Source organism: Myxococcaceae bacterium (assembly GCA_016000045.1).
Taxonomy (GTDB): domain Bacteria; phylum Myxococcota; class UBA727; order UBA727; family JABDBI01; genus AER2-1.
In genome coordinates this window covers 86137-98009 of the sequence record JAECQY010000004.1, presented here as the reverse complement: position 1 = coordinate 98009, position 11873 = coordinate 86137, and the positions used below count along the sequence as shown (strand labels likewise).

The 11873-nt window shown below is 47.5% G+C and carries 11 protein-coding genes; 2 read left to right on the top strand and 9 right to left on the bottom strand.

Annotated elements, in window-relative coordinates:
- Positions 1-11: 11 nt before the first annotated feature.
- Positions 12-941: a thioredoxin-disulfide reductase gene (gene trxB, locus I8H75_03260; protein MBH2006349.1), complete on the bottom strand. Its 930-nt coding sequence runs from the start codon at positions 939-941 to the stop codon at positions 12-14.
- Positions 942-1032: 91 nt separating this feature from the next.
- Here trxB and I8H75_03255 point away from each other — a divergent pair, with 91 nt between their 5' ends.
- Entirely contained in the window at positions 1033-1689 is a 657-nt protein-coding gene (locus I8H75_03255) for a DUF2608 domain-containing protein (protein MBH2006348.1), read from the top strand.
- On the opposite strand, the gene uvrB is transcribed toward I8H75_03255, so the two are convergent.
- Genes uvrB through def form a run of 3 tightly spaced genes read right to left on the bottom strand, consistent with a single transcriptional unit; the run spans position 1669 to position 4554 of the window.
- Entirely contained in the window at positions 1669-3675 is a 2007-nt protein-coding gene (gene uvrB / locus I8H75_03250) for an excinuclease ABC subunit UvrB (GenBank protein MBH2006347.1), read from the bottom strand. The genes I8H75_03255 and uvrB overlap by 21 nt on opposite strands.
- Entirely contained in the window at positions 3647-4036 is a 390-nt protein-coding gene (locus tag I8H75_03245; GenBank protein MBH2006346.1) for a hypothetical protein, read from the bottom strand. The genes uvrB and I8H75_03245 overlap by 29 nt, the downstream gene beginning before the upstream one ends.
- On the bottom strand, positions 4033-4554 hold the full coding sequence (gene def, locus I8H75_03240; GenBank protein MBH2006345.1) for a peptide deformylase: 522 nt from the start codon (positions 4552-4554) through the stop codon (positions 4033-4035). Before def ends, I8H75_03245 begins: the two co-directional genes overlap by 4 nt.
- Positions 4555-5861: 1307 nt before the next feature.
- Between def and I8H75_03235 the strand changes: the two genes are divergently transcribed.
- Complete coding sequence (locus tag I8H75_03235; protein MBH2006344.1) at positions 5862-7004, top strand: tyrosine--tRNA ligase; 1143 nt, start codon at positions 5862-5864, stop codon at positions 7002-7004.
- Here I8H75_03235 and I8H75_03230 read toward each other — a convergent pair.
- The 5 genes from I8H75_03230 to lon all read right to left on the bottom strand — a co-directional run bounded on the left by I8H75_03230 (position 7001) and on the right by lon (position 11831).
- Positions 7001-7642: a YggS family pyridoxal phosphate-dependent enzyme gene (locus tag I8H75_03230; protein ID MBH2006343.1), complete on the bottom strand. Its 642-nt coding sequence runs from the start codon at positions 7640-7642 to the stop codon at positions 7001-7003. The two genes, I8H75_03235 and I8H75_03230, sit on opposite strands and share 4 nt — an antisense overlap.
- Complete coding sequence (locus I8H75_03225) at positions 7629-8126, bottom strand: aminoacyl-tRNA hydrolase (GenBank protein MBH2006342.1); 498 nt, start codon at positions 8124-8126, stop codon at positions 7629-7631. Before I8H75_03225 ends, I8H75_03230 begins: the two co-directional genes overlap by 14 nt.
- Positions 8123-8731 (bottom strand): 50S ribosomal protein L25, encoded by a 609-nt coding sequence (locus I8H75_03220; GenBank protein MBH2006341.1) that lies wholly within the window; start codon positions 8729-8731, stop codon positions 8123-8125. Before I8H75_03220 ends, I8H75_03225 begins: the two co-directional genes overlap by 4 nt.
- A 74-nt stretch (positions 8732-8805) precedes the next feature.
- Entirely contained in the window at positions 8806-9222 is a 417-nt protein-coding gene (locus I8H75_03215; GenBank protein ID MBH2006340.1) for a response regulator transcription factor, read from the bottom strand.
- 182 nt (positions 9223-9404) lie between these two features.
- Complete coding sequence (gene lon, locus I8H75_03210; protein MBH2006339.1) at positions 9405-11831, bottom strand: endopeptidase La; 2427 nt, start codon at positions 11829-11831, stop codon at positions 9405-9407.
- Positions 11832-11873: the final 42 nt, after the last annotated feature.

Sequence of the window (11873 nt, the reverse complement as noted above, 5' to 3'; positions counted from 1 at the left end):
CGAAGTTTGCATCAATGTCCGAGCGATTCGAGATAGCGTTCGCAATCGATAGCAGCTTGGCATCCGGAGCCTGCAGCGGTAATGGCTTGTCGGTACACCGGGTCTTGCAAATCTCCGCAAGCGAAGACGCCTTCGATGGCAGTTTGAGAGCTTTTAGCCTGTGTTTTTAAATAACCCGTCGATTCCAGAGCGAGCTGCCCGCGAATGAGTGAGCTGTTGGGTTGATGTCCAATGGCGATAAACAGGCCTTGAATTTTCAAGGATTTGTTTTTTAGACGCACTCCGCTGACTTGCTGATTTTCCGTCATAATTTCCTGAACTTCTTCGTTCAGTTCAAAGCGAATTTTAGGATTTTTCTGCGCACGTTGGACCATAATTTTGCTGGCTCTAAAATCATCTCTGCGATGAATAAGAGTGACAGAGTTCGCAAATCGGGTGAGAAATTGCGCTTCCTCGAAAGCGGTATCTCCCCCTCCCACAACCGCGACATCCATGCCTCGATAAAAAGCCCCATCGCACGTCGCACACGCAGATACGCCAGCCCCTTTCGCCATCAGCTCTTTTTCCAAAGGGAGACCCAGCAATTTCGCATTGGCTCCCATGGCTAAGATAACGGTTCGAGTGGTGATCGTTTCGCCATTTTCTGAAGTCACTCGAAAGGGCTGAACGCTGAGATCGAGCTTAACGACATTCTCGGTTCGAGCCATGGCGCCAAAACGCAAAGCCTGTTCTTTAAACTGAGCCATCAGCTTTGGGCCCAAGATGCCTTCCGGAAAACCGGGAAAATTTTCGACCTCAGATGTAATCATTAATTGTCCACCGGGCAGATTGGGAGCGGAGCCTTCGAAAACAAGGGGTTGAAGGGTCGCTCGAGCGGCATAAAGAGCTGCCGTCCAACCTGCAGGGCCTGAGCCAATGATAACGACGTTTTGAGTGCTCATCGGCGAGGCTATAAGCGTATTTTGAGGGATAGGCAAGATGCCTTGTCTGTGGACTTGATCTTAGGCTTGGTTAATGCAAGAACCGGGGTGCATGATTCTGATCTCAATATTGATTTTCTGTTTGGCTTCATCGGTCTCGCTTTCCAAGAGCGAATTCAGCCAGATCAACTCCATTGTAGAAGTCAAGAAACACGTAAACGAAACTTCTCTTTTGGTTTTTGATCTGGATAACACTGTTTTTCAGGCTGCTGTCGCTCATTGCCATGCCAATGTTTTCTACGATCAAGTGAAAACAGGAACCGACCCTGTTGAGGCTTATTCGTTGTGGGAGAATGCACAGGAGAACTGTCCAGTCAGTGCGGTGGAGGCATCTACGCCGGATTGGATCCGAAGTTTTCAGAAACGTGGAATCCAGGTGATGGGATTGACCAGCCGAGGATTTACGGCCCTTGAGACGACTAAACGACAATTGCAATCGATTGGCGTGGACTTGGCCCTAACAGCGCCTAATATCGATTGGGAGAACTACGATTCCGGTATTTTGTTTGTTTCTGTTTATAAATCCAAGGGCGAACAGTTGATCGATTTTCTCAAGGCTCAATCTAAAACTTACAGTCGGGTCGTGATGGTCGACGACTTGAAAAAGAATCTGGAAAGTGTTGGAGAATCGCTGGCAAAAGCAAACGTACCATTTACAGGGCTTTACTACCCGATGGTCACCGATCCTTCACAAGCTGCTTTGAAGTAATTGTTCGAGCAGTTTCGCTTCATCTCTTAAAATGGCTGCCTGTTCAAAATTCAGTTCGGTAGCTGCTTTTTGCATTTCTTTGCGCGTGTTTTGAATGCGCTTTTCTATTTGGCTAACCGAAAGTTTCTTCACTTCCTTTTGAAGTTTTTGTTTCTTCTTCGGTTCTTCGACTAAAAAGTATTCGGATAGTGCAGCGATGGGCTTCTGGATTCCTTGAGGAGTGATGCCATGCTCTGAATTATATTGCTCTTGAAGAACGCGTCGACGGTGTGTTTCATCTATCGCTCGTTGCATAGAATCGGTCATTCGGTCTGCGTAAAGAATCGCGTGTCCGTGAATATTTCGAGCGGCGCGGCCGATTGTCTGAATCAACCCAGTAGTGGAGCGCAAAAAACCTTCTTTGTCTGCATCTAAGATGGCCACCAGCGATACTTCTGGAAGATCAAGGCCTTCTCGGAGCAGGTTAATACCCACCAGTACGTCAAATACTCCGGCACGCAGTTGCTTCAAGATTTCGGTTCGCTCCATGGTGTCGATATCGCTGTGCAGGTACTTGGATCGAATTCCAGCATCTTTGAAATAATCGGACAGGTCTTCTGCAAGCCTTTTGGTGAGTGTTGTGATCAACACTCGTTCACTCACTTTTTGTCTTTGCTGGCACTCGCGAACAACATCTTCGACTTGGTTTGAAACGGGCCGAACTTCTACCAAAGGATCCACAAGGCCGGTGGGCCGAATCAATTGCTCGATTACGTTCGACGCACTGTGATCGAGTTCGTATGGACCTGGGGTTGCTGAAACATAAATCACTTGATGCGTTAGTTCTTCAAACTCTTGAAATTTCAACGGACGATTATCCAAGGCAGAGGGAAGCCGAAAGCCATGCTCAGAGAGAGTTGTCTTGCGAACGCGATCGCCATGATACATTCCGCCAACTTGGGGGATGGTTTGATGAGATTCATCGACTAAGAGTAAGTAATCTTGGGGGAAGTAGTCTAATAAGGTGGGGGGAGCCTCTCCTTTCAGCCGCCCTGTTAAGTGGCGGGAATAGTTTTCGATTCCTTTGCAGATACCGACAGTCTCGAGCATTTCTAAGTCGAAAAGAGTTCTTTGCTCGAGACGTTGCGCTTCCAGAAGTCGATTCTCTGAGCGCAGGGCTTGTAGCCGCTCATGGAGTTCTTCACGAATCGATTTCATGGCTTTTTGAGTTCGTTCCGAAGTGGTGGCATAATGACTGGCAGGCCAAAAAGTGACTTCTTGAATATTTTCCAAGACTTTTCCACGCAGGGGATCGACAATTTGAATGGACTCAATTTCATTGTCAAAAAAGCTGATCCGATAAGCGGTATCTTCAATGTGTGGTGGAAATACTTCAATGACGTCTCCTCGAACTCGAAAAGTGCCACGGGCCAGAGCTAGGTCATTGCGTTCATACTGGCTTTCGATCAGTTGTCTTAGGAAAGAATCGCGTTTTTGTTTTCGTCCAACCGCTGCATACACCGTCATTTCTTGATAGCTGTCTTTGCTTCCAATGCCGTAAATACAGCTGACGGAGGCAACAATGATCACATCCTCTCGAGTGAGTAAGGATGTGGTGGCTCGATGGCGCATGCGATCAATGGTTTCGTTGATGGCGCTATCTTTTTCGATGTAGGTATCTGTGGAAGGGACATAGGCTTCTGGTTGGTAGTAGTCGTAATAACTGACAAAATATTCGACCGCATTGTTGGGAAAGAAAGATTTGAATTCTTCATACAGCTGAGCCACTAGGGTTTTATTATGGGCTAGTATGAGAGTCGGCTTTTGGACTTTTTGAATCACGTTGGCCATGGTGAAGGTTTTTCCCGAACCGGTGACTCCGAGCAGAGTTTGATGTCGCAAGCCCGCAGCAATGCCTTGCGAAAGTCGAGCAATCGCCTGAGGCTGATCTCCCGTCGGCGCGTACGAGGACTCTAGTTTAAAGGTCGAGGGTAAACGGGTATTCATGAGGACGTCCACAAGAAGAGTGCGAGCAAGTTTGCATCCGTAGGACGCCTGAGAGCGGACCTTGTCCTGCAGTGATCTGAGCCAAAATTTCAAATTGACCGCTTAAAAGATGATTTTTATCTCCGGCCGGGAGCTTCGGTTTGGATCTTAACTTCCATCCATTGTGAGCTCTGATCTCAAGTTCGATGGATTTTCCAATGCGCTCCCCGGGAGCGTAAGCGTGCAGCCCACTTGGGAGCGTGACCAGAACTTTAAGTTCGCTTCGTTCGGAATCCAACAAGTACTGGATATGCGGTTCTTGTTTCGTGGATGGATTGCAGGCCATGAGGAGCAGGAGGCCAATCAAAGAAGCAATTTTCATAAGCTAGCCTTGAGCTTGAGCATTTTTTTACGGACCAGCTCTTTTTTGAAGGAGCTTTGATAATCAATCCAGAGCTTGCCGTCTAAATGATCGGCTTCGTGTTGAAAACAGCCGGATAGATAGTCAAACGCTTCACGTTGGTGCGTATTGCCCTCTAAGTCTTGGTAGCGCATGATGACTCGATAAGCTCTTTGCACTTTTCCTCGCTCGCCGGGTATGGATAAGCAACCTTCTTCCCACTCAAACTGACCTTCTTTGAGAATAAATTCTGGGTTGATAAAAAGCTCAGGACCATCCGTTCCATTGCCGTCGTTATGCTCCGGCGGAATATCGGCTATGAACAAACGCTTATGAACTCCGATTTGGGGAGCTGCAAGACCGGCTGAATTTCCAATGGCCTCCATGGTTTGAATCATGTCCTGCACCAACATTTTTAAAGAGGTGTCAAACTCAGTAACGAGTTCCGATTTTTTCTGAAGAGCCGGATCCGGCCAAATAAGAACCTTGCGAACAGCCATGGGTTTTGAGTTTATAAGAATCTTTCGCGCAGGTAAAGACAGGAGAGAACTGGCTAGGGCAATCGCAAAGCCCGCTTAACATGCCTCAGGTCACTGGAGCCGCGAGAATCCTGTAAAATTGAAGACGCATAATCAGATTTTCGATGGGTTCGGTTGCTTCCATTAATGTATGTTCATTAGCGCTTGGGTCTTCATGGGCCGGATATGGACGATGGTAGTCGGATGGGTCGAGAGGTCTAAGTCTGGTTCTGTGAGAGCCTGAGGGTCAGATTCTCTTGGGCTACTCACCTGGTTGAAGTTAGGAAAATGAAATGGCGACACGCTCTAGTCGAAAGACTTTGCTGTACATTGCCAAGACACGTTGCAATGCTGGCCCTCCGGGCAGCACTGAGGATCGCTGTTATCTGTGCAGCACACTTGTCCAAGAGGACAACAGATTGAGAAGGTATCACCGTAACAACACGTTGTATCTGGTGGACAACAAATCTGCGAGTTAGAGCTGTGATCCCCGCAACATACATGATCATCAGAACAACAAATCGGCCAAGTGTCATAAAAACCATAACAGGAGGATTGTCCTTGTGGACAACAGGTGTCATTACCACCCATCTGTTGGTCAAGTATGCATTGAGCACTCGTATTACATAGCCACGAACAAGCCCAATCCATATCACTCATAGTCGCCGGGCAACAAGCCCCCTCCTTGAGGTCGTAGCAAAATGAACGTGATCCTCCCAATGCGCAAAGCGTACTAACATTTTCAGGGCCGCACCAAGAACATTCTCCAAACCCAACACAAACTTCTTGCGATACGATTGTATTGCAAATTGATGTAGGAGCGGGAGTTGCTGGGGCCGGCGTAGGTAGGTAGATCGCTGTGCAACCTTCTGACTCTATCAGAGGGGTCGTTTTATTTTTTAAATAGCAATAGTAATTCAAAAATACTGCAGCAACACAACCGGGGGTGTCTTTGCAGTACGCACAACAATCTTCTACAGAGCTGGCAAATTTCGAGGGAACCAGATCGGCCGAGCTTATGTTGTACCCCTGACTCATACCGCAACCAATGGGTTCTCGATTTTCTGGTGGGTTTTTATGTGCATCTGCCCAAGCAACAATTACCCAAATAAAGGATAACAAGATGACACCTTTGAACTTCTTCATTATTTACTCCTTTTGTAAGAATGCTTTATATCTAGAACTCGACCTTGCTAGCTAGGATGTCAATCCATGTTAAATCCGGACTTTGTGAGCGCCCTGGAGAACTGGCTTGATTCTCCAAGCTCGAAGGGCTAGAAACCAGCTCTATGTTCATCAGTCCTGAGATAAAAGCAGAATTTCAGAAGAAATTAGAGAAAAATCGGCCTTTGGTGATTAAAATTGGTTTTGATCCAACTGCTCCAGATATCCATTTGGGTCATGTGGTTGTTTTGACCCAGCTTCGAAAGTTGCAAGATGAAGGGCATCAAATCGTTTTTATCATTGGAGATTTTACGGCTCGTATTGGAGATCCTACCGGTAAGAACGTGACACGCCCAGCTCTCTCAGAAGAAGAGATTCGAGCCAATGCAGAGACTTATCGAAGGCAGGTTTTTAAAGTTTTAGACCCGAATAAAACTCAGATTCGGTTTAATTCCGAGTGGTTTCAGAATATGAATCTTGCGGAATTCATTCGCATTGCGGCGAAGTATTCGGTGGCTCGAATGATTGAACGCGATGATTTCAAGAAGCGTTTATCCGAAGGACGCACCATCAGCATGCATGAGATTCTTTACCCGCTCTTGCAAGGCTACGATTCGGTGGTTTTAAAAGCAGATTTAGAGATGGGTGGCCAAGATCAGCTTTTTAATCTGCTGGTAGGGCGAGATCTCATGCGGCATTTTGACCTAGAGCCTCAATGTGTGGGGACGGTGCCTCTGCTGGAGGGTTTGGACGGGCACGATAAAATGTCCAAATCCCTGGGAAACTATGTGGGCGTTGAAGAAGATGCGCATACCCAGTTTGGTAAGCTGATGAGTGTGTCCGATGAGCTCATGTGGCGATATTATGATCTCTTATCTCTGAAGACGAAAATCGAAATTGAGGCGTTAAAAGCGGGACACCCGAAAGAAGCAAAAATCGCTTTGGCCCTTGAAATTGTAGAACGTTTTCACGATGCGAAGGCTGCCGATGCCGCATTGCAGCGTTTTAACCAATTGTTTGGCGTGGGCAAGCGCTCGGAAGTTCCTGCCGATGCTCCGAGCCAGAATTTTAAATCGGGACTGACCTTGATGCAACTGATGGCCGAATCTGGCCTGAGTCCCACCAATGCCGAAACCAAGCGTCTTTTGAAACAAGGAGCCGTTTTGATCAATGGCGAACGTGAGAGCGATGGGCAGAAAACGATGGGGCAGGGCGAATATGCGATTCGAGTGGGCAAGACGCGTTGGTTAAAGGCTTCGATCGTTTAAAGACCTTCAAAAATCGCTCGGCCGATTCGGAGCCAAGTGGCTCCATGAGCGATGGCTTCTCGAAAATCTTCGCTCATTCCCATCGACAAGCCTGGCGTATCGGGGCGTGTAAGGGCTTTCATGGTTTGAAACCAATAACTCGCTGGCATTTCAGGTTGCAAAGGCAGGATTGTCATGAGGCCTTCTACCATGAGCTGCTTGTGGCTCTTCAGAGATTCCATGAAAGAATCGAGCTCAGCAGGGACTAAACCTCCACGATGCTCTTCTGGATTTAATTTTACTTGGATGAAGACTCGAATGGCTTTGGTGGCTTGGATTGAAAGAGCCTCTGCGTGTTTCAAGTTGCACAGACTGTGGATGTAGTCGGCTTGGGCAATCAAGTTGATTTTGTTAGACTGGATTTGCCCAATATAGTGCCAGCAAATTTCTGGGCAACGTTCTTGCAATGCCTTGCGCTTTTCAGCAAACTCGATGGCATAATTTTCACCAAAGTGGCGCTGGCCTTCTTGATAAAGGGCTTCAATCGCTTCGATCGATCGATTTTTTGAGACTGCAATCCATTGGACGCTTTGGAGATTGCGCTGGGCTTTTTGGCAAGCGGTATGAATCTCGCTTTGAACGACTTTAAGCGTGGACATGCTCGTTTAAAAGCTCAATCGATTGTTCTATTAAGGTGGGTAGCTTTTGCTGTTCTTCGGTTGAGAAGTTTGAAAGAACGTAGTCTGCTACCTGCATTTTTTGTTCTGGGCGCCCAATGCCGAAACGAATTCGATGAAACTCAAGGCCTAAGACGCGCCCTATATCTCGAAGACCGTTGTGTCCAGCGTGTCCACCTCCCTTTTTATAGCGAATGCTTTCAAAAGGCAGGTCTAACTCGTCGTGGATCACAAAAATTTGATCGGGTTGGATTCGATAAAACTGAGAACAGGCGAGTACGGAATCTCCAGAACGGTTCATGTAGGTCAGGGGTTTGAGATAAACCCAATCGCCTTTTTTAGCCTGTAAACCAGAGAATCCTTTTTGAAATGACAAGCCTAGAAAGTCTAAAACCCGGAATCCAGCATTATGCCTGGTGTTGGCATAGCGCTCGCCCGGGTTTCCCAGTCCAACGATGAGCTTCATGCAGATTTAGCAGCGCCTGGGCCTGAGGTAGCATCTTCTTTTTCTGCACGCGGTATTTTGATGGTGACAACAGGAGCTTCAGGAGCACAAGCTAACGCAACTCCAGCGGGGAGTGGAATAGCGCGTGCAGGCGTCGAGCCAAATTCCAGATCGGTTATATCAAGTTCAAGTTTGACAGGGATTTCGGAAGGCAACACTTTGACTCGGATGGTGTGATTCACTTGCTCCAGTTTTCCGCCTGCCACGACCGATTTGCTTTTACCAAAAGTCGAAAAAGGGACTTCTACTTCAACCGGGATCGAAGGATCAATCTCGATAAAATCAATGTGTGTCAAGTTTCTGCGTACCGGATCAATCTGAAGATCTTTGACCATCACGGTCTTTTGAGCCTGGCCATCCAAATTCAAGTGAATCAGAATGTTGCGTCTCAAGGGAGAAAGCAGCATCTTCGAAGCGGGCTTCGGATCGATTGCGACACTAAGAGCCAGGCTGCCCTTTCCATAAACAACGCCCGGGACCATCCCAGCTTTGCGCAGAACGCGGGAAGGGCCTTTACCAAAAGAATCACGGACAGTTCCTGAAAGTTCATTGATCGGATTGGACATGAGGCCGCTTATATCAGTTTTATAGGCAAAAACAAGAGTTCAATCCTAGCACTCTCGTATCCGGCTATTGTGATCTAGATAGCGATAATGCCTTGACGAAGTCCTTCGGTGACCGCTTCAACTCGGTTGCAGACATCAAGCTTTTGGTAAATGTGTTCTAAATGAGTTCGGATCGTGGCTCTGGAGAGTCCCATCACGCTGGCTGCCTCATGATTGCTCAGGCCTTTGGCGACCATCTGCAAACATTCCTGTTCTCGTTCGCTGAGTTTAGCTTCAGAAATCCCTTTGACAAGGTAGCCAACCGCTCCTTTTTGAATCGTTTCAAGTACGTGAGTCTTGTCATCCGATACGGTCAGCATCAAGATTTCAATTTCAGGATACTTTGTTTTGCACCAACGACAGAGATCGATCCCACTCATATCTGCGGGAGCCTCAATTCGAATTTCAGTGCCTTCTTTGTTTCTAGACGTTATTTTTAGCTTTCCACCCATGAGTCTCACCCTCTCTCGAATGCTTCGAAGTCCGAAATGATTTGGCGGAACCTGATTTGGATCAAATCCGATGCCGCTGTCTCTTATAGTGAGCAAGAGCTGATTTTGTTTAATGAAGGCATCGATTTTGATCTGAGAGGCTCGCCAGTGCTTGCCAATGAGACCTTTAATCCGCTTAAAAATCAGGCTTCTGGTTGCGCGAGTTTTGAATCTTGCGTTATTTTGAGCTCTGGGATGGGCTTCAGCGTTTGGGACAGAGCGAATTCCAGCACGTCTTCAATTCGCTTTGCCAGGATAAATCGAATTTCAGAACGAATATCCATTGGAATATCAACCAAATCCTTCTCATTGCGAAGGGGTAAGATAACATTTTTAATCCCCGCTCGATGAGCGGCTAAGACTTTTTCTTTAATGCCTCCAACGGGCAGAACGAGCCCTCGCAGGGTGATTTCACCGGTCATGGCCGTGTCAGAGCGTGTGCATTGCCCTGTTAAAAGGGAGATCAACGCCGTGACAATGGTGACACCGGCTGAAGGGCCATCTTTGGGGATTGCTCCTGCAGGGAAGTGAAGATGTATATCGGTTCTGTCCAAAAAATGATCTTCCAAGTCCTTGGCTAGTTTAAAATCGGTTGCATGAGTTCGGATCCAGCTTAACGCTGTCTGAGCAGATTCTTTCATGACATCCCCCAGTTGGCCGGTGAGGATCAAAGAACCTTTGCCGCCCATGCGTGTCGCTTCAATGAACAACAGGTCTCCGCCGGCAGCTGTCCAGGCAAGGCCAGTAGACACACCGGGTATCGCCGTTCTTTCAGCGGTTTCATTGTAAAATTTTTCAGGTCCGAGGATTCTTTCCAGTCTTTCGAAGGTGATCACTTGTTTGGGCTGATCTCGGTTTCCAACAACATCAACGGCGATGGCTCGGCATACCGAGGCTATTTCTCGCTCCAAGTTACGCACACCCGCTTCGCGTGTATAGCCGGAAGCAATCTTGAGGATGACTTCTTTCGGAATTTGGATTTGGCTTGCATCAATTCCATGCTCTGTCATTTGCTTGGGAATCAGATGAGTTTCCGCAATGGCAAGCTTCTCCTCAAAGGTGTAGCCCGGAACTTCAATGATTTCCATGCGGTCTCTTAAGGCATGAGGAATGGTATCGCCTTGATTTGCAGTGGCAATGAACAAGACCTTAGACAAGTCGAAGGGAATATCTAGATAATGGTCGCTGAACGCGTTGTTTTGTTCAGGATCTAATACTTCGAGCAAAGCAGAAGCGGGATCGCCTCGAAAGTCATGGCCCAACTTGTCCATTTCATCCAGCAAGAAGACAGGGTTTGCGGTTCCAGCCCGTTTCATGCCTTGAATGATACGACCTGGGAGCGCACCAATGTAGGTTCGCCGGTGGCCACGGATTTCGGCTTCGTCTCGCATGCCGCCTAAAGAAATCCGATGAAATTTTCGCCCAAGCGTGGTAGCAATCGAGCGCCCGAGCGAGGTCTTTCCAACCCCCGGCGGACCTAAAAAGCACAGAATAGGCCCTTTCATATCGGATTTTAGCTTTCGAACGGCTAAATATTCGATAATCCGCTTTTTGATTTTTTCGAGCCCGTAATGATCTGCGTCTAAAGTCTTTCTGGCATTCTCCAAATCCAGATTGTCTTTGCTTTCCTTTTTCCAAGGAAGCTCTGCCAGCCAGTCCAGATACGTACGTGCGACGGTGTATTCGGCTTGGCTGGGCTGCATGTTTCGCATGCGTTTGAGCTCTCGTCTGGAAACTTTGTCGGCTTCTTCAGGTAGATTCGCTGCTTTGAGCCGCTTTTCAAGTTCTTCCACTCCGCTTTCGTCGTCTTCTTTATCGCCAAGCTCTTCTTTAATGGCTTTGAGCTGCTGGCGAAGATAGTATTCGCGCTGAGTTTTGCTCATTTCCCCTTTGACTTGAGAGTTGATTTTGTTCGAAAGCTTTAAGACTTCAAACTGACGATTTAGCAACTCCAGCACACGGGTGAGTCTCTTCTTCAAAACAGTTGCTTCAAGGACATCTTGCTTTTCTTCGATGGTTGCGTCGATGTTTGCTGTAATCAAGTCCGCTAAGTGACCGGGAGCGGTGATGGAGTCTAAGAGCTGCTTTGCCATGACCGGGATCTCTGGCAATAGATCAATCACCTCGCGAGCGGTATTACGCAGATTTAATGAGAGAGCTTCGACTTCAACATCGTTGGTGCCTTCGTCAGGAAGGGCAGAAATCTGAGCGGTAAAAAAAGGATCCTTTCGAGAGTACTGATCAACGTGAAAGCGTGAAATGCCTTCGACAACGATGTTGAACCCATCTTTTCCGGTGCGAGCGAGCTTGATGATGCGTGCCACGGTTCCGATTTGGTATAAGTCTTCCGCAGAAGGATCATCCATTTCGGGAGCTCGTTGAGTGACAATCCCCAGTAAGCTTTTTTCTTGCGTGGCTTCTTCGATGAGGCGAATCGTTTTATTTCGCCCGATGGTTAAAGGCATGACTGCGCCCGGGAAAAAGACGCTATTTCTAAGCGGCAGAATTGGCAACTCCGACGGTAAAGTCAGAGATTTAAGTGCTTCTGGACCTGGCTTTTGCGGTGTCATGACCGAAGATTATAATGACCGAGTTGAATAAGGCAAGCGTAA